This window comes from Absiella sp. AM29-15, assembly GCF_003434225.1.
In the GTDB taxonomy this organism is placed as follows: domain Bacteria; phylum Bacillota_I; class Bacilli_A; order Erysipelotrichales; family Erysipelotrichaceae; genus Hoskinsella; species Hoskinsella hominis.
The window spans coordinates 90,546-110,912 of the sequence record NZ_QVFL01000003.1 but is presented as its reverse complement, the minus strand read 5'-3'; the positions used below and the strand labels follow the sequence as shown (position 1 = coordinate 110,912).

General features: G+C 35.3%; 15 protein-coding genes and 1 tRNA gene. 1 reads left to right on the top strand and 15 read right to left on the bottom strand.

Annotated features, from left to right (window positions below; translation table 11 throughout):
* Nucleotides 1–67: 67 nt before the first annotated feature.
* Together DW761_RS04320 and DW761_RS04315 are read right to left on the bottom strand one after the other, a co-directional pair.
* Nucleotides 68–400, bottom strand: a complete 333-nt coding sequence (locus DW761_RS04320) for a branched-chain amino acid transporter permease (protein ID WP_117454213.1) — start codon at nucleotides 398–400, stop codon at nucleotides 68–70.
* Nucleotides 397–1,047, bottom strand: a complete 651-nt coding sequence (locus tag DW761_RS04315) for an AzlC family ABC transporter permease (protein WP_199483613.1) — start codon at nucleotides 1,045–1,047, stop codon at nucleotides 397–399. The genes DW761_RS04320 and DW761_RS04315 overlap by 4 nt, the downstream gene beginning before the upstream one ends.
* Nucleotides 1,048–1,214: 167 nt before the next feature.
* Between DW761_RS04315 and DW761_RS04310 the strand changes: the two genes are divergently transcribed.
* A tRNA-Ala gene (locus DW761_RS04310) sits at nucleotides 1,215–1,290 on the top strand.
* Nucleotides 1,291–1,384: 94 nt separating this feature from the next.
* Here the strand turns inward: DW761_RS04310 and DW761_RS04305 are convergent.
* From DW761_RS04305 to DW761_RS04245, 13 genes are all read right to left on the bottom strand, one after another.
* Nucleotides 1,385–2,434 carry an ABC transporter ATP-binding protein gene (locus DW761_RS04305; protein ID WP_117454211.1) on the bottom strand — a complete coding sequence of 350 codons (1,050 nt, stop codon included), beginning with the start codon at nucleotides 2,432–2,434 and terminating at the stop codon, nucleotides 1,385–1,387.
* 75 nt (nucleotides 2,435–2,509) lie between these two features.
* On the bottom strand, nucleotides 2,510–3,337 hold the full coding sequence (locus DW761_RS04300; protein WP_233513020.1) for a hypothetical protein: 828 nt from the start codon (nucleotides 3,335–3,337) through the stop codon (nucleotides 2,510–2,512).
* 18 nt (nucleotides 3,338–3,355) lie between these two features.
* Complete coding sequence (locus tag DW761_RS04295) at nucleotides 3,356–3,958, bottom strand: CpXC domain-containing protein (protein ID WP_117516525.1); 603 nt, start codon at nucleotides 3,956–3,958, stop codon at nucleotides 3,356–3,358.
* Between the two features lie 18 nt (nucleotides 3,959–3,976).
* Nucleotides 3,977–5,767 (bottom strand): aminopeptidase P family protein, encoded by a 1,791-nt coding sequence (locus DW761_RS04290; protein WP_117516524.1) that lies wholly within the window; start codon nucleotides 5,765–5,767, stop codon nucleotides 3,977–3,979.
* A gap of 106 nt (nucleotides 5,768–5,873) precedes the next feature.
* Nucleotides 5,874–6,692 carry a signal peptidase I gene (locus DW761_RS04285; RefSeq protein WP_117516523.1) on the bottom strand — a complete coding sequence of 273 codons (819 nt, stop codon included), beginning with the start codon at nucleotides 6,690–6,692 and terminating at the stop codon, nucleotides 5,874–5,876.
* A gap of 84 nt (nucleotides 6,693–6,776) precedes the next feature.
* On the bottom strand, nucleotides 6,777–7,304 hold the full coding sequence (locus DW761_RS04280; RefSeq protein ID WP_117516522.1) for a hypothetical protein: 528 nt from the start codon (nucleotides 7,302–7,304) through the stop codon (nucleotides 6,777–6,779).
* A 146-nt stretch (nucleotides 7,305–7,450) separates the two neighbouring features.
* Complete coding sequence (locus DW761_RS04275) at nucleotides 7,451–8,368, bottom strand: LysR family transcriptional regulator (protein WP_117454205.1); 918 nt, start codon at nucleotides 8,366–8,368, stop codon at nucleotides 7,451–7,453.
* A gap of 80 nt (nucleotides 8,369–8,448) precedes the next feature.
* Nucleotides 8,449–8,715, bottom strand: a complete 267-nt coding sequence (locus tag DW761_RS21815) for a PaaI family thioesterase (RefSeq protein ID WP_394336547.1) — start codon at nucleotides 8,713–8,715, stop codon at nucleotides 8,449–8,451.
* A gap of 420 nt (nucleotides 8,716–9,135) precedes the next feature.
* Entirely contained in the window at nucleotides 9,136–9,414 is a 279-nt protein-coding gene (locus DW761_RS04265) for a hypothetical protein (protein ID WP_117516520.1), read from the bottom strand.
* Between the two features lie 11 nt (nucleotides 9,415–9,425).
* A complete protein-coding gene (locus DW761_RS04260; RefSeq protein WP_117516519.1) occupies nucleotides 9,426–9,863 on the bottom strand; it encodes a hypothetical protein in 438 nt (145 codons plus the stop codon).
* A gap of 177 nt (nucleotides 9,864–10,040) precedes the next feature.
* The gene (locus DW761_RS04255) at nucleotides 10,041–16,589 is read right to left on the bottom strand and encodes a discoidin domain-containing protein (protein ID WP_117516518.1); all 6,549 of its coding nucleotides are present in this window, start codon (nucleotides 16,587–16,589) and stop codon (nucleotides 10,041–10,043) included.
* Nucleotides 16,590–17,091: 502 nt separating this feature from the next.
* Nucleotides 17,092–18,552 carry a glutamate--tRNA ligase gene (gltX, locus tag DW761_RS04250; RefSeq protein ID WP_117454200.1) on the bottom strand — a complete coding sequence of 487 codons (1,461 nt, stop codon included), beginning with the start codon at nucleotides 18,550–18,552 and terminating at the stop codon, nucleotides 17,092–17,094.
* Between the two features lie 177 nt (nucleotides 18,553–18,729).
* A complete protein-coding gene (locus tag DW761_RS04245; protein ID WP_117516517.1) occupies nucleotides 18,730–20,325 on the bottom strand; it encodes an ABC-F family ATP-binding cassette domain-containing protein in 1,596 nt (531 codons plus the stop codon).
* Nucleotides 20,326–20,367: the final 42 nt, after the last annotated feature.

The window sequence follows — 20,367 nt, the reverse complement described above, 5'->3', positions numbered from 1 at the left end:
ACTATATTCATGGAAGAATATAAAGATTTTATTTCCTGTATCCTACAAAGCGAGTAATCGCTTTTTTTTACGCAAATACAACCTGAATCAGCACCATATACAATACCGTACCACAAACAATGGAAATCATATTATTACGTTTCCATACATGCAATATCACAACCACACCAATACTGATGAGTTCAGGTATGCCATATGGATATGTAAGAAAAGCTGTATTACGTAAACAGTATACAACCAGACAAAGCATAATTGCCATAGGCAGCACTTTTCCAAGGTATACAACTTTTTCTGGCAGTGTGGATGTATTTTTGAATATCAGAAATGGTAACGCTCTAGTGAAAAAGGTGGTAATTGCCACGACCAGAATAATCGCCAGACTTTCTTTTACGCCTATCATGATGCATCCTCCTTATCTTGATCAACATATTTTTCAAATATCGCAAGCAATAAAACCAAAAGGATCAATGCCGGAAGTAAAAAGTTTTTTAATCCAAAAATCAACGCACTGACCACAATACAAAACACTGCGATCAAGATAGATACATGATGGGTACTTGCAATCCATTGTTCCACAAAGATAACGGTAAATAATGCTGTCATCGCAAAATCTATGCCTGTGGAATCAAAAGATAAGGCACTTCCCAATACTGCCCCAATCAAAGATCCTATGATCCAATAGCATTGATCAAAAAAAGATATAAAAAACATCAGCTGTTTTCCATGGGGTGTATCTTTATCTGGAATGGCACACAATAAAGAGTATGTTTCATCCGTTAATGAAAATATCATATACCATTTCTTTTTTCCCATATTCTGAAATTCTTTTAGAAAAGATATCCCATAAAAAATCTGTCTTGCATTGACACTTAATGTGACCATGCATGCTTCTATAAGAGAAAAGCCTGTATGAAAAAAGGTCAATAATACAAACTGCATACTTCCAGCATATACAATCGCAGACATCAATACAGCCCAGATCCAGGAGTAACCCTGATTTTGACATAATAATCCAAAAGCAAATCCTAAAAATACATAGCCTACCATGACAGGGAATGATAAGCGCAATGCTTCTTTGACTGTGTTCTTCAAAAAAATCCCCTCGCTTTTTGTATAATTGGTATTATTGTATAGGAATTTGCATTTTTTCGCAATAGATGTTTGGAAATCATTGACAAAGATGCCCCCTGCATGCTATATTAATAACGCAACTTGGGGTTTTAGCTCAGCTGGGAGAGCACCTGCCTTGCACGCAGGGGGTCATCGGTTCGATCCCGATAAGCTCCACCAAATTTAAAACGAATCTCGATAGGTTATCGCTTATCGGGATTTTTTTGTGCGATTATATACAAAAAAGAAGACGTGTGCCTTCTTTTTCGTCGTACTAGCCAATGTGTACTCTCTCCTCCGTGTTACTATGGAAATATAGCGCATCCACCCAATGAAAATCAATGTGAATTTCTTCATCCATCTGATATTCCCTTTCATGCGTATGTTTCATAATAATCGTCGTACCATTCACCAAAACATGATAATAAATTTCATCCCCGATATCTTCAATTAAAATAATCCGGCCGATTTCTCCTTGTGCATCTTCATGTATATCCTGTGGTCTGACACAAACATATACCTCCTGATCTTCTATCTGAAAATCCAATACCTTTCGTTTCTGCATACAGTATAAAGTATGATGCTGAATATGTCCATGGAATTGATTGATTCCATAACGCCCTAAAAAGTTTGCGACAAACAGATTACATGGATCATGATATAAATCCCTTGGTTTACCAACCTGTTGAATCACACCATCCTTCATGATGATCAAAACCGTAGCAAGCGTCATCGCTTCCATCTGATCATGTGTAACATAAAGAAATGTTGCATTTGAGCGTTGATACAGCTGTGCAATTTCTATACGCAGCTTTGATTTCAAAGATGCATCCAAAGAACTTAATGGCTCATCCATCAAAAACAGATCCGGCTGGCGAATCAATGCTCTAGCAATCGCAACACGCTGCATCTGTCCACCACTGAGTGTATTCGCTGCACGATCCAGCAGCTCATCTATTGATAACATTTCTGCCATCTGATGAACAGCCTTATGAATATTCGCTTCTTTCATTCCCTGATAAGCCAGTCCAAAAGCAATATTTTCATATACATTCAAATGTGGAAACAATGCGGCCTCCTGAAATACCATCGCAATCTTTCGTTTTCCTGGTTCTGTTGTTGTGATGTCTGTATCATTTAATATGATACGGCCAGAATCTGCTGGAAGTAATCCGGCTATCAACTGTAACAGCGTTGTTTTTCCACAGCCACTTGGTCCTGCCAATACTACAAATGCTTTTTCATTCAGCCTCAATGAGAAATCATTGACTGCATTCACCTTGCCAAAATGTTTCTGTATATGCTGTAGTTCCAGTTTTGCCATGCCATCACTTCCTATGTCAAGTTTACCATTTTTTGTATGAATTGAAAAGGGAAAGCCGTCTTGTAATGGCTTTCCCTAATCTTCATTCTCATATTTCATCAAAAATACCGGCAGGTATTCCAAGGTAGAAATCACTTTGGACAACACTTTATAAATATAGGCCGCTTCTTCAAAAGAACCAGCTTCAAAATGGGGCACTATTGCGGCTGTATTCATCATACGATACGTCAACATATCAAATAGATGCGTATTTGCCTGAGCCAACTGTGTTACCATAGCCTTCGCTTCATTTATTTGTTCTTCCTTCATCAACAACAAAAACCTTACATACATTAAGAAAGTATCCTCGTGCAGTTCCCTGCCAAGCAATTCTTTACATTTTTCCAATTGTTCAAAATAAAGATAAGATGCATATACATAATGTTTGACATGAAAAACATCCGATGGATTCAGATTCAATATCTCCTGAAACTGTTTTTGTGCTTTTTTCAAATTGCCAGCTTCATATAAAGACAGCGCATACGCAAATTTGATTTGCAGAAGCGGCTTCATCACATCTTCTTCATAAAAATCTGCCACATGACGCAAGAAAAATTCTTTGCCGATATTCATTGTCGCAAGCTCCATACCCTGACGAAGGATATGGATACGTTCATAAATATCCTGTACATTCCAGCCATACACCAGATATGCTTCAATACAATCCCCACATATGCCAAGTGCCTGCTTTGCGATATCGCATTTCTTCTGATTACTGCGAAAGCGTTTCGCTTCTTCCAGCACCTGTAATGCCTGTTCATATTGTGTACTCTTTTCATCATTCACAATTTTTGGCTCATCTAAAAAGCTGTCCAGACTAATCTGAAAGGTGATTCCCAGCTGGCGATCTTTTTCCTGTTCCATCATGCCTCTCCTTTTCGTTTATCTATCCTGTGATAATGCCCAATCTCGATCAATTTCCACAAATCGCATGCCATCCACTGGCAGCTGTTTTAAAATTCGATCATAACTGATTTTTTCTATACCGACAATATCCTCTCGATCTGTATACAGGATATCAAACCACAATGTTTCACTTTGTCTATCGCTGTCATGATAGATGACATTTTTCACATCTGGTGTTTTCCTTTGATATTGCCGTAATAGTTTTAGCTTTAATATCTCTATTACACGATCATCCAATCCATCTTCCAATACCCTGATTTTCTCTGGAATCTCATCTACTTTACTCACATAGCGTTTTCTTAAATGAGCATCTCTTGCGTAAAGCTCCTGATCACTTTCCACCATATCTTTTCTTGATTTCACCAATATCGCAAAATGATGTTCTTTATCAATATACAGAAAGTTATGCAAAATCTTGCTTTCCTTTCCACAAATGGGGCAGTGTGCTGTGAAAAAGGTACCATCACGAAGTCTTGCTTCATCATTGGATTCAAATCCATGCAACAATAATGTTTCACTTTTCTTATGAAAGATTGCCCCACACATGGGACATTGTAATTCTATCAATACCGTTTTCATATGTGAAAAAGAGCTATATTAGATAGCTCTTGTTGCCTTTCTTAACCATGCCACTTCATCATCACTCAAGTATGGTGACACCTTTTCAAAAACCTGTTTATGATAAGCATTCAGCCATTCTTTATCATATTGTGTCAATAAAGCTTCATCTAGTCCATCTAAATCAAATGGCACAAAGGTAATTGTTTCAAAATACATAAACTGTCCATATTCATTCTTTTCACCCTTACGTACAACCATTTCATTTTCATGACGGATACCAAACTTGCCTTCTTCATAAACACCCGGTTCATTGGATTGTGTCATACCTTCTTCTAATACGCAGCTGTCTTTTCTTTCCGGTACGATCTTCCAGCGGAAACCATTTGGACCTTCATGCACATTCAGTAAATGACCAACGCCATGTCCTGTACCACACTTGTAATCCATACCCTGTTCCCATAATGGTCCTCTGGCAAGAATATCCAGATTCATACCACGACAGCCATATAAGAAATGCGCTTTTGATAATGCGATGTTGCTGCGTAATGCAGTTGTGAACCAATAACGCTCTTCATCACTGATTTCACCCAATACAAATGTTCTGGTAATATCTGTAGTACCTTCCATATACTGTCCGCCACTATCAACCAAAAGCATGCCTTCTTTTTTCAACTCTACATCACTTTCAGGTGTTGCGCTATAATGCATCATTGCCGCATGTTCTTTATACGCAGAAATCGTATTAAAACTTAAATCAATGGCACCTTGTGCTTTACGAAGCTTTTCTAAATAATCACTCGCAATGATTTCACTCATCTTTTCTTTACCGATATTCGTCTTTAACCAATACATAAATTTTGTCATAGCGACAGCATCTTTGATATGTACTTTACGATTATTTTCTAATTCAATTTCATTCTTCATGGCTTTCATCAGCTGACTTGGATTTACACGATCCTCAATCTTGATATTCTGATTTAAATTCTGGGTAATCGCATAATTTACCACACTGCTGTCTAACATAATCACTGCATCTGAATCAATGGTTTTCACATATTCATAAATATCATTATAGTCTTTAATTTCTATATGATTTTCTTCAAAGTTTGCGATCAATTCATCATTCAATTTCTCTTTATCAACGAAAATCACACCACCATCTAATGTCAAAATCAGATAAGCCAGCATAACAGGATAGCGTGCAATATCCCATCCACGCATATTTGTGATCCATGCGATATCATCTAGTGATGTAATGATATGATGTGTAATTCCCTGTTTTTTCATGATATCATATAAATCAGCTAATTTATCTTTTGTGGATTTACCACTATATTCTACGTTCAAAAAGAAGCCTTGTTTTTTAGGTAATGCTGGTCGATCTTCCCAAATCATACCCACCAGATCTTCTTCATAAGCGATATGCACTTCTTTTTCTTCCAGCTTACTCATGATTGCCTTTACCATTTTGGTATTCATGACACGACCATCAAAACCTACGCCACCCCGCATAGTCACATGATCATAAATATACTGTGCAATGGTAGGAACACCTTCTTCTCCCTGTTTCATCAACGTAATCGTGGTATCCTTCAACTGATCTGCCGCCTGAATAAAGTAACGGCCATCAGTCCATAATGCCGCATCATCGAGTGTCACAATCAATGTTCCCTGTGATCCGGTAAATCCAGACATATATGCTCTTGCCTTAAAATGTTCTCCTACATATTCCGTTTCATGAAAGTCAGAAGTTGGAATCATATAGACATCCAGATTTCTTTCTTTCATTAATGTTCTCAATGCATTTAATTTTTCAATAATTGTCATAAAACAGCCTCCTTTTTCATCCTTATTCATTGTACCCCAAATCCATGATTTCGCAAGCGCTTTTCACATTTTCAAAAAGAAAAGCTGACAGTTTTTCCACCATCAGCTAATGCTTATATTTAATCACATGAATTTCAAAGTCTTCAATACCTTCATAATCCAGCAGCAGATATTCAAATTTCACCATATCATCCTGCTTCAGATACGTTTTATCCGCAAGATACCATAAATCTTCTTTTACCAAGTTGTGATTCGCATCATAGAATTTCAATCTTGCCATCACAAAGTGTACTGGCTTCTTCATATTGTTTCTTAAATATCCACTTAACACAAGACAATCTTTTCCTTCCTCAAGTGCAAGTTCTGTAATGGTAAAGGCCCGTTTCTTCTTGATACGTTTTTCTCTGGCCTTTTCATCCCAACGTGTTTTAATCGTTTTATTGATCAACCAGATCACAAACAATTCCCCATACATCACAAAGCCAAACTTACTTTTTAAAAACAAAAAGACTTTCCCCAGATATGGCACATGAAAAACATACTTACCAATAATATCTTTCCTGCTTGTTTCATAATTATCATAATCCGGCGCCGTTGCCCCTTGGGTACGATAATACAACACACCATCCTTTTCCTGTGTCTTACGGAAATAATGCGTCAACAGGATATCCTGCCCAAAACGGTTCGCCTTAAATGTCACAATCGTATCTGGTGCAATTTTTTCATCTTCATCTATCATCTTACTAAAAACAAGAGAATATGTAGGGATTATTGGTTCCATACTATTCGTCAATACAGTATAAAACCGAAATCCAACCACTCTGGAAGTGTCCTCTGGATATATCTGCATACAAACAACAAACACCAAAAGTGCTATCACTACAATAGCACTTAAAAAGGTTGTTATTTTCTTTAGCAGCTTCATCGCATAAACAACTCCCCTTGTCTTTCTTTCATTTTACTACACAATACGTTCTCTGACTAGGAAAAAAGCCGTAGGATTACGGCTTTAAGCTGCGTCTGGTGTATTAGTTAGAGTAGCTTTAACTGCAAAATTCAATGGAGTGTTTGATAAATTAGTTGCTTGATCTGGAGTTACCTCATCTTTAACTTCTATTTTCACATCATATGTTAAATTAGTATCTACAGTATATCCTGTAACTGAAGCTGTACCATCCCCATTATCAACTACAGTGCCATTTTGGGAAGTATCTGATGTTGAAAAGTTGACATTTAATCCTTCTGGAACAGCTAATGGATTTCCATCTGCATCTACCAAACTTAATTCAATCGTTTTTGTTGCATCATTTGATTTTAAACTTACAGTACCTGTACTTGATTTGTTACTATTACCATTTAATTCATTTGTTGTAAATCCAGCCATATCCTTTGTAACTTCAACGATAACTGGTTTAGTAAAAGTTAACTGTTTCGTATCTGTTTGTCCACTTGTCTGATCCCATGCTGCATATGTTCCAACGCTAGTTGCTACGATAGCACCTGCTGTGACGAATGATAATAGTGTACTCTTTTTCATAATAATATCTCCTCTCCGATATTTATATAAGAATGTAGTAATGATAAGCTGATTGCTATCTTTACCTTACAACACTATTATATTCCAAGGAGATTTTTTTGTATAATGCTTATTACCTAATTACCTGTTATACTCAAATTGTATAACTAAACTTGTTTATATGTATCATGGATGATATCTATAAAAATACGACCAGCACTGGATAGTACATGATTTTTTCGCTTAATGATAATAAAATGTTTTTGTAAATCATTGTCCTTTAACAAAAGACTTTTCATATGAGAATGTTTCAATTCTTCTACTTGCCATTTGTGACCGATTAAGAATGAAGATGTATGTTTTGCGATACTTAACATTGCATGATAGTTACGCATGATCAAAACCTTGGGAAACGTGGAAAGCTGCATTCCGTTGATATTAATACTCTTATTGATATCAGAAAAGAAATCATTTGGTAAATGAATAAAGGTTCTGTCTATCAAATCAGAAAAACGTATGGTATCGTTTTTAGCTAATGGATCTTCTTCATTCATATGAATATAAATAGGACCTGAGCCTAGTACTTCATATTCTATTTCTTTGATTTCTGCCATTTTTTTGAATATTATCAATTGCATATCATTTAAAATCACAATGCCAACTTCTGATTTTGAGTTTTCCACATTTTCAAACACTTCTTCTGTAGTTGTTTCAATCATCTGGATTTCTGTTTCACTGGATATTAATTTTTCATAACATTTTAACACCAAATCGTCTTTTAAAAAGATAGAACTGCTGGATACACTCAGTTTTGAGTAAATAGATTTTTCATCTAATCCTTTTAACCGTTCCAATGTATTTAATTCATTTATAATTGATTGTCCATAGTAATAAACCAGACGCCCGGTTGGTGTCATGGAAACGCCATGATTGGAACGTATAAGCAATGGTTTTCCTATTTCATTTTCTAATGCCTGAATGGATCGGCTTAAGCTTGGTTGAGATACATATAGTCGTTCAGCGGCTTTATTGATACTGCCATAGTCGATAACTGCTATGAAATATTTTAGTTGTACAATTTTCATGATACGCCCCTCTGGTCTTTCTTTCTTACATATTAGCATGTTTTGTGAAAGAAAAACAGTGATTTCATCACATCACTGTCTCATTTCTTATGATTCATTGCGTAACTGCCATTTCCTGTGGCAGCTACTTCATTTGTGCACTGTAATCTTGCGATTGCTCTTGCCTGTGCCATACGGCTGCCTGCATGATCTAAGATTCCTTCTACCAGTAATACTTCATCTGATGTAATTTCTTTCACGAAATTCACAGACATTTGAATCGTTGGTGTAAAATACGCTTGTGAGAATACATAAGCTGCACATCCCATTGTTACATCTAGTATTGCGCAAATCATTCCACCATGCATATTGCCAACTGGATTTGCTTCCCAAGTGCGTACTGGAAATGCTAATGTAATCGTTTTTTGTTCCAGATCATAGGCATATAATTCCATCTCCAGCATAGCGTTGATGGTTCCTGTTTTGGTATTTCTTAGTTCCATAAAATGTTGAATTCTTTGTTCAATGATTTCTTTTTCCATATTTGGTCACTTCCTGTTGACCATTATAGCACGAAAAGGACAGATACGAAACTGTCCTGACTGTTTGATTTCTTTAATAAATTAATCATGTTTATGGCTTTTTCTATTTAAAAGAAACATTCCATCTAAATCATTTTTTGATTTTCTTCTCTGTTTTGATTGTAGCTTTTTATATAGTCTAAGCAGTACAAAAATTACGACTAGTACAATTACACAAATAACTAATATCAAGATTGTTTTCATAATTTATTTAGATTTGTTTTCCAAAATGGATTGTTGGTTTTTTATAATGATTCCAATGCCATAACATGTAGATGCATAGATTAGGCATGGCACAATTGCCGCAAGAAACACTTGTAGGCAATAAGACCATTGTGCTGCCATTGTGGTATTGTATTGTGTACAATATGCAGATAATTGCGAATACGTTGTAAATATCGTATATACCAGATAGATCAATAGTAAAATCGTTAATACATTAAATAATATATGTGCATTTCCTTCTGTTTTCTTTTTCTCTTTCATTGTATTCTCCTTTATTCTTTCTTATCTAATTGATTTTTTTGAACCCAGTTATCAAATACTTCCTCTGTGATTTTTATATTAGATAATTGGTCATATACTTTTCCATCTTTCGCATAGAAAATTCCAGGTGTCGTATCAAAAGCAGGAAAATACTCTTGAATAATCGCTCTGTTCTGACTTGGTGTTCCTAATTCATTATCCAACAATACCTCATATATAACTACATGATGATGTTTTGAATATTCGGAAAATAGTTCATGAAAATTTTGACAATAAACACAAAGGGATTGTGTAAATGCAATTACAAATTCTTTTTTATCTTCCATCATTGCTTTCATATCATCTAAGGTGATATAAATTATCTGTCCAGGAGAATCATCTCTATCATAACCAGAACAGCCTGTTAATAATAATAAGCATAAAAATATAGCCATCCATCTCTTTTTCATATCCGTCCTCTTTTCATCCAACTATTTTTCGTTTCAAATAAAATGGAAAAGAAGAACTATGCACAAACATAGTTCTTCTTGATTATCTGATCAAGGAATACCTCTTCGTTTTATGATTGTACGACTTCAAAATAAATTTCATATATTTGAACAGATATTACTGTAATTCAAATAATCTTATTCTGTTTCTTCTTTTTTCTTTTTCAGAAGCAGAACTGCGCCGATACCAGCAGCAAGCATAGTACCTGCAAGTAAGCCTGTATTTGTATGATCAGCTGTATCAACATCTCCATTATCTGTGTTGTCTTGTGATGGTTTGTTGTCATTCTGATTATTATCTTTATCAGGAGTTACTGGTTTTACAGGTTCTTCTGGTTTCTTTTCAATAGCTTTTAATTCACTCATAGCTTTTTTCAAAGCTGTTTGTGCGTTTTCAATTTCTTCAGCTGTAGCATTTTCATTATCCAGAACTGCCTGTGCATTTTTCAATGCAGCCTCAAAATTCTTCCAGCTATCTGCAGTATAATTTGCCTGATCATAAGCTTTCATATCATTTACTAATTTTGCCAATGCTTCTTTTCCTGTAGTTGGATTTACAATCGGTTCATCAGCAATCTTCTCTAAGCCTAATCTTGCATTACGTAATGCTTTTAGTGCTTTGTCAACATCAGTTACGGTTGCATTTTCATCTGCATCGACACGTTTTGCTTCTTTTAATGCAGCTTCAAATACTTTCCATGTTTTTTCTGTGTAATTTGCTTTATCTAATTGTTCAGCAGTAGCAATTTCAGCTTTTAACAATACTTTACTTACTATATCAGCATTGACTTTTTCTAGTTTATCTTTCTTATCAGCTAAATCGTTAACGGCTTTATCTACAGCAGCCTGATCTGCAGTTTCAGATTTCATAATATCTTTTGCTGCTTCTAATGCGATAGCAAATTCTTTCCATGTTTCTGGCGTATAATCTGCTTCATGAAGTAAGGAAGCTTCGTTTATTGCATTTTGTAATGCATTCTTATCCACCACAATTACTTCTTTTGTTTCATTGCCATAAAAACGAATTTCTGCCATAGATGCATAAGCATTCATTTCATTTCCACCAGCACTTAAAACAATAAACTTCACATATTGTCCAGTCATAGTATCAAAGGAAGCACGTTGCCAATCTCTGCTAGTTAAATATGTACCGTTATTTTCAAATTCAAATACACCTGCAGATGTAAATGTTTCTCCATCTTTGCTGATTTGAATTTCTGCTTTTAAGATATCACCATTTGCTCCGCCCTGGTTTTGACGAGGCAGGAATGTAACATCACTTAAATCATAGCTCTTTCCTAAGTTAAATACGATATCCTGAGGCATTTTTAAATCGTCCTCATTCATATAATTTGTATGCCAATAAGTACCTTCATCGTAATCAAGAACATTTGCAGCAATACCATCTTCGCCATCTTCAGCAGTTATTTCACTAGATACACTATTGATTGTAACGCCTGCTTTATTAGCTTCTGTATTGATTAATAGATTCTGATCTAATGGTTTTACAACCAATCCATTGATTGCGGATAAGATTGCTGTTGTAGCACTATCAATCTGTGCCTGTGTATATGTTTCATTTTTCAATAATTCTGTTGCGGCATTCAAAGCATCCTGTAATGCTTTAAAGCTTTCTTCAGTATATTTTGTTGAACCATATTTATTTCCTTTATTGATTGCATCCATTAAGTCAGTTGTACTAATACCTTCTTTCACTGTTAATTCATAAGATTTGCTCTTTGAAGGATCAGTGATAGAAGTAACGGTAATCGTTGTTGTTCCTGCTTTTAATGTGTGTACAAGATAAGAGATATTATTTCCTTCTCCTGTAACAATGATATTGGCTACTTCTGGATTAGAACTTTCTACTTTATAGAATTTATTTGCATCATTATCAGGATCTGTTGTGACTGTTGCTTTAACAGGACTGATTTCACGTACAAATAATTCTTTTGCATTATTTTCATCCAAAATAACATCTGTTACATTTACTTTGTCTGTATGTACCAACTGTAATTCAGATAATGTTAACAGTTTTTTCTGCTCTTCTGTAGCATCTTCTGCTGCAAATACTTCAATGTCAACATTCTTAACTTTCACATCAGCTTTTAAAGGAGTATAAGCGTATTCTTCAATTTTTCCTTCAATTACTTTTTCTTCAACAGAATCATCAGCATAAGTGATTGTATATTTCACTTTGTGTACTGCACCCTGTCCAAGACCATTACGGTTAAATAAGTTGATTTTTGACAATGTTTGTTCTTCTTTCAGTGCCGCATGAAGTGTAACTGGAAGAACTACACATTCTTCTTTATATTCATCTTCGATATTCCAGAAGAATTCAAATCCATTATCATCTGTACCACCATTAAACAATCCACTGTATTCTTTACCATGAATCAGCTTTTCAACATTCGTGCCATCATCTGTTGGTAAGAATTCGTTTGTAAGTGTTAAATTTAAATCAGATTCCTTCATGATTGTATCTTTTGCATCTGGTGCAACTGGTATTTCTGGTGTTTCATTGATTTTTGCTTCTACTGTAGAGAAGTTTGGTCCAATTAAAATACCATTTTCAATATGTAAGAAAGAATCCGCTGCTTTTGTTTTCAGGTTGATATCTTGTTTTGCTTTCATTGTGATTGTCGCAATTGTATGGTTGCCAGAAACTAAAGCTTTATCGCCTTTGTTTAAGAATGCCATATTCAAAGTTGCACCTGAACCATCATCGTATGGTGTATTGATTGTCAGGTTTTCTAAAGAAGCAACGTAAGGGTTTGCTGTTGCTGATACATCACCTATCATATCAGGATCATAGTTGATTAAAGCACCAAAGCCGTTTACATTTTCCATAGAATCACCGTAAACATCAACTGTGAAAGTTTCACCAGCTTTTACTGAATCAGCACTAGGAATAAATAACATATTACCTTTTACATCTCCAGTTTTCGTAGTACCACCATCAAGTTTAAACATCGTGAATGCATAATCATATGCGTCATAAACATCATTGTTATTGATATCCGCATAGTGTGCTTTGATCTGTGATTCAAAGATTGTAGGATGATAATTTTTAGATACACCAACATACTGGTTCATATTTGTATAATCGCCTTCTGTTACGGTTGGTTTATTTAAGTTACTTCCTACCGCAAAGCTGTTTGTACCATCTTTCTTATGAACATAGATTCCGTTTGTCGCAAAGAATCCACCTACAGAAGAAACGACATTCAGTTTTACATAACGTGCTGCATTTCCATTTAAATCGACTGTTTTCACATTACTTTGAACACTTTCACCATTGTTATATGTCCATGTATCATCTGCACCATTGTGAACTTTTGTCCAATGTTTGCCATCCATACTGATTGAAACATCTAACTGTGAAATAATACCATTGCTTCTGCTACTAACAGCGCCATCTCCACTTTGACCTGCGCCACGTGGATAGTATTCAAATTTATCAAGTTGATATGCATCTTTCATATCAATAATCAAGTCCTGACCTCTTGCATCACCTGTTGAATGGAACATAGAATTGAAGTTTCTGTCGTTTGCATTTTCTAATGCACCCCAATCATCTCCATGCTCCCATATAACGCTTTGTTCAGGTACATTTCTCCAAGGATCTTCTAATGTTGTAACATTTAATTCATTACTCCATTCAGAATATCCTGCAGCATTTCTTGCACGTACTTTGTATGTATGAGAAGAATGATAATCAAGATTTCTATCAAGGAAACTTGTGTGATTGCCAACATTATTAATGATACCATCTGTCATGATTTCATAAGTATCAGCCCCATCAATTTCATTCCAGTTCAATGTTACACTTGTTGGTGTTAATGCTTCTTCATCCTGTGTTAACACTGGTGCTGAAAGGCTTTCGTTAACTTCTTCTTTAGAGAAATCAGCTTTATTTTCAAATCCTTCAATTACCAATGTCTGATCATTCTGATTCACATTTGTTTTCGCAAATTTTACATATAATTTAGGATTTGTTGTAATCTCTGTATTGAAACTTTCTCCAGCTTCTGAATATTTATTCAGATTAGGTGCTTCGTTATAGAAATAGACATTACCATCAGCCTTATCAAATTCTTCCTGTGAATTCACTTTTTTCAGACTCAGTTCGCTATTACCATTTTTTGCAGTAATCTTAGTAGGCTCTTTAGAAACATTCACTACAAATGTTGTATTACGTTCACTATCATATCCATTATAACTTCCAATAGATTTAGCAGCTTTTAATGTAGCTGTTGTACCATCTACTTCAGAAGTAAATTTAGTAGTGACATTTCCTCCATAAGAAACTTCTTCTTTATTACTGTTATCTACATAGTTTCCATCATCTTCATATAAAGTAAAGTTTGTAGAACCTGCAGGCCAGAATTCAACAACACGTTTTGTTTTATCCAAACCGTTTTTATTTGTATCTGTGATTGCCTGTGGATTGTTATGTTCTTCATACATTGGTACGATAGAACCATTTTTCACGAACAATGGAAGTTTCCAGATTGGTGCATCAAAGTTATTTAATGTCTGTCCACCTTTATATTGTTTTCCTGTGAAGTAATCAATCCAAATTTGATTTTCATCTGGCAGGTAGATACCATTTCTAACATCATTGCCATTTTCATCAGCATCAACATCTTCATATACAGGAGCTACTAAGAAGTTGCTTCCATACATATATTGATATTCTGTACTACGTTTGCTAAATGCATTTCCTTCATTAGGATATTCAAGGAACATTGCACGAATCATTGGCAGACCATTCGTAGCCTGTTTAGCCAATGTATAAGTGTAAGGCATTAATTCTGCTTTTAATTTCAGATACATTCTGTTAATTGCTGTATAAGGATCCCCATTATAATAAGGTTTCTTAGCCAATGCACCCCATCCATCCATGTCTAACATCTGTGGTGTAAAAGATTTCCATTGATAATCTCTGGTTGAAACAGTTGTTGATCCACCAAAGATACCATCAATATCACTACCAATGTTTGGATTTCCGGATAAACTCTGTCCAATATAAGTAGGTATATGGAAACGAATGTATTCCCAATCTCCACCATATTGATCACCAGTCCAGATACTACCATAACGCTGTGTACCTGCCCAACCATCTAGTGTGATAATATTAGGGCGATTTTTTGTTTCTGTAACAGTATTATAAGCTCTGGTGATTCCATCTAATCCAAATGAATAACCTTCTCCTACCCATGCAACGTCAGTTTTTAAAGTAGTAACGCCACCATTTTTAACTTCTTTTTCAAAATCACGAAGTTTCTGATATTCTATCGTATTACTTTCACTAGGCGTTAACTGACTTTGTGTCCAAAGACCGGTTGTTACACCCTTTGTTTTTGCATAGTCGGTAAAATCTTTTAAATTTGCAACATTGGCATCAATTGCCTTTGTTTTTTCTTCCATTGATCCACCGGTATATTCATACCCGTTTTGACCATATCCGCAACCATACCCATCATTTGGCAAAAACCAGCCTAATGGCATATCTTCAGCTTCATGTCCATCGATAACAGCACGTGCTGAGAATTTATAGATATCATCTTTATCAGAACCTTTTACATGGAAGTTATCAACAAGTTCTGTAGGAATTGTACCATTTAATGTTTCAGGATAAGCATCAGGTTTTAAAACATAACCATCAGTTAAACCATTTTCCCAATATTTATTGCCATCTTCTAATGTCCATTGAGAATGCCCACCTGCTTTTCCATTCTTTAGAGTCGCATCAGTTTTTTCAACATCCCAGCCATCACGATTATAGCAGTTTAAATGTCCAAGATAGAAACCATATTCTGGTAATAAAATTGCATTTCCTGTTACTTTATAATAATCCTGTAATAGCTCTTCAGCTGTTTGTGATGCATCAGCAGCCTTTGAAACAAAATAATATGCATCAAATTCTTTTTCGCTGTGTGTTGTGATTACACCGTTGCTGCTATTTTGAAAATCATAAGCACCTGGTTTGAAAGTATTTCTTAAAACACCATAACCTTTTGTAGACCAATAAAATGGATTTGGTGAAGAAACGCCTCCATCTACCCAGTTATTCGTATTTTCAATTTTGATAACCTGTCCTTTATGAGAGAAACGACCGTTCTGTGTACCGCCACCATAGAAATACTCATCATCAGAAGCCTCTAACACTTGCTTTGTATTCCCTGATGCAATCTGTAATGGCTCACTTTCTTTTAATACGATACTGCCATCTGCTCTTTTTACTGTCATTAATGTATTTGCTTTATTGAATTCAATGACTGTGTTTCCAGCAGAGATACTAATTATATCCCCTTCTGTAATATTAGCTTCTGGTTTTGTGTATTCATCAGAGTCATCAGGCTGCTGCTGAATTCTACCCGTATGTTCTTTGTTATTAGGTGTTGCATATAATTCAAATTTACCACTTGGATCAACATTGAAACGGAAAATTCCATTGTCTAAGAACGTCAATCGTCCTTTATATCCATTTTGGTATGTAATTTCAACAATATTCTTTTCTACTTTTTTAACATCAATAATAGAACCTAGCTGTGTTTCTGCGTCTTCTGCTGCGTGTACCTGTACTAGCGGTGTAGCATATCCATAAATACCCGTTAAGGACATGACAGTCGCCAAAGATACTGGACCAATTTTCTTTAGAATCGCTTTATTTTTCATGTTCCCTCCAAAATTTCTTTATCTTTTTTCACAATTAAATCAAACAAAATTTTAGCTTTTCATCGCCTGCCTTTCTTATTAATTAATCATCGTTTGTGTGTCATAATGTATACTATTTTATATATACTAAAGAAAGTCTTAAACCCTTCTTTTTTCAGTATAAAGACATAAAAAAAGACTGATTTTCATCTGAAATCAGCCGTCTCATATAGTATACTATTTTAAACACTTTTGATGATCTGCAAAAATCCTCATCACTATCAGAATATCCTTTTTCCTTTCTGACATATACATTTTAATGTGGATACGGTTACATGTAAACCCTTTCCGTTTGTATTTTTCATTTTTATTTTTACACTTTTTAGTATTATTGCTTTTTTCTGCAACATAATATATCGATTATTTGAAGATATCCTGATTTACCACAGTTATCCATCATATATAATCATTCATTTGTGTACAAAAAAACATCTTTCATCAATACGAAAGATGTTTTTTATAATTAAGCTACTTCTTTTTCAAGTTTTTCAATACCGTAGGCAATACGTTTTAATGTTTCTTCTTTACCTAAGATATGTGCAATTTCGATTGCACCACCAGGTGTGAACTGTTTACCAGTAATGGCAGTACGTACTGGCCATAATACCTGACCATTCTTCATGCCTAAGGTTGCTGGAAGGGCTAATAAGATTTCATGAATCTTTTCTTCACTAGACCAGTCCTGAAGCTCTTCTAATACTTTTGTGGCTTCTTTTAATGCCGTTAATGCGATTTCGTATGTTGTTTTCATCTTTTTGTGAATATACATTGCATTATCATATTCAGGAAGCTCATCTATAAAGTCGATTGCTTCTGGAATTGTTGTTAATACATCTGTACGAGGCTGTAAGATTTTCGCAACAGAACGCAGATCTACATTTTTATGTACACCTTCTTCGATATAAGGTTTTGCTGTTTCAAAGAATTCTTCTTCAGACATGGCACGTAAATACATACCATTCATCCATGTCAGTTTATCAATGTCAAAGATTGCTGGTGATTTACTGATACGTTTGATATCAAATACTTTAATCAGTTCCTCTAATGTATAGATTTCCTGTTCTGTTTCAGGTGACCATCCAAGTAATGCAATGTAGTTTAAGATTGCCTGTGGCAGATATCCTTTTTTCACAAGATCCTGGAAACTTGCATCTCCATTACGTTTACTTAATTTATGCTGTTCATCCTTCATAACAGGTGGAACGTGTACATAAGTAGGAATATCCCATCCATATGCCTGATAAATCAGGTTATATTTTGGTGTAGATGATAAGTATTCGTTACCACGTACAACATGTGTAATATTCATTTGGTGATCATCAATAATATTGGCAAAGTTATAGGTTGGATAGCCATCAGATTTTAATAGTACAGATTCATCAAGAATGCTGTTATCTACTTCGATTCTTCCATAAACTTCATCATCAAAATAAGTTTCTCCACCATGTTTAATAGTCTGTCTTACAACATATTTTTCACCTTTTGCGATACGTTCTCTTGCTTCCTCCACACTGATGTGTTTACAAGGGTCATCGTATTTAAACGAAATACCTAAGCTTTCTGCTTCTTTTCTTTGTCTTTCAATTTCTTCTTCCCCACAGAAACAATAGTGGGCACCACCTAAATCAACCAATTCATCTGCGTATTTTTTATACATTGGCAAACGCTCAGATTGTACATATGGTCCAAAGTCGCCACCGATGTCTGGTCCTTCATCGTGTGTTAATCCGACTTCCTTCATCGTATCATAAATAATATCTACAGCACCTTCTACCAAACGTTCCTGGTCAGTGTCTTCAATACGTAAAATGAAGTCGCCTCCCTCATGTTTTGCGATCAGATATTCAAACAGCGCTGTTCTTAAGTTTCCTATATGCATATAGCCTGTTGGACTAGGTGCAAATCTTGTTCTTACCTTTTTCATATCGTCATCCTTTCAATTTTGCATATTTATCATACCTTAAACCCTCTTGTTTCGCAAGGCAAAATACACGGTTACCGTGTATTTTGCATGAATATACACGGATTCCGTGTATGTAGACGTAAAAAAAGCAGGTTTTCCTCTATATTGTATAAAAGGAAAAGCCCTGCTGATTTGCTTCTATTCTTCAATACCTAATTCACGCTCTAAATATTCATCATAGCTCATACGACGATCGATGATGCCATCTTCTGTAATTTCGATAATACGATTGGCAATTGTCTGGATAAACTGGTGGTCATGGGATGTAAAAATCATTTCTCCCTTAAAGCTTACCAGTCCATTATTCAAGGCCTGAATACTTTCCAAATCAAGATGATTGGTTGGATCATCCAACAGCAACAGGTTTGGTGCTTCCAGCATACTTTTCGATAACATACAGCGTGCACGTTCTCCTCCGGATAATACATTTACCGGCTTTAATGCTTCCTCTCCACTAAACAGCATTCTTCCAAGGAACCCTCTAATATATGCCATATCTTCAATATTCGTATACTGACTTAACCAGTCACAGATACTTTGCTCACCTTCAAAATATTCTGTATTATCATCCGGGATATAGGATGGTGTGATCGTCTGTCCGATTTCAATACTTCCTTCATCTGGTTTTACAACGCCTGCAATAATCTTCAACAGCAATGATGTTTGTAAAGGATTTCCAATCAATGCGACTTTATCCCCTTTCATCATGGAAAAGCTGATGTTATGTAACAGCTCGTTGCCTTCTATACTTTTACCGATATTTTCTAAAAACAGAATAGATTTCCCTGATTCTCTTTCGGATTTAAAATCAATGAATGGATATTTTCTGGTAGAAGGCTGTAAATCATCCAATACGATCTTATCCAGAATCTTTTTACGTGATGTTGCCTGTTTACTCTTGGCAGCATTTGCTGAGAATCTTGCGATAAAGGCTTCCAGTTCTTTGATTTTATCTTCTTTCTTTTTATTCGCGTCTTTTAACTGTTTACTTAATAACTGACTAGATTCATACCAGAAGTCATAGTTTCCAGTAAAGATTTTGATTTTTCCATAATCCACATCAGCGATATGGGTACATACTTTATTCAAAAAATGACGGTCATGGGATACGACAATAACAGTACTTTCATAATTGATTAGAAAGTTTTCTAACCAAGCGACTGCTTTTAAATCTAAACCATTGGTCGGCTCATCTAATAATAATGTTGTTGGTTTTCCAAACAGCGCCTGTGCCAATAATACTTTCACTTTCTGTGCGGGTGTAATATCCTTCATTAAGGATGTATGCAAATCTACTGGAATATCTAGTCCTGATAGTAACATAGCAGCATCACTTTCCGCATTCCAGCCATCCATATCCGCAAAAGCTTCTTCCAATTCTCCAGCACGCTGTCCATCTTCCTCAGTAAATTCGCCTTCCTTTGTATATAAGGCTTCTTTTTCCTTCATGATTTGATACAGCTTTTCATTTCCCATCAATACAGTTTCCAATACGGGATATTCATCAAACTGAAAGTGGTCCTGTTTTAAGGTATACAGCGTATCATGTGGTCCCATGTATACATCTCCGGTATCCGGTGCCAGTTCGCCTGCCAGTACCTTTAAAAATGTGGATTTACCAGCACCATTGGCACCAATCAAGCCATAGCAGTTTCCATCTGTGAATTTCAGATTTACATCTTTATATAATGTTCTAGCGCCAAAACGAACGCTTAGATTGTTTGTTCCTATCATTTTCTTTACCTCCAAAGTCACATGTTGCATTATAACATTTCA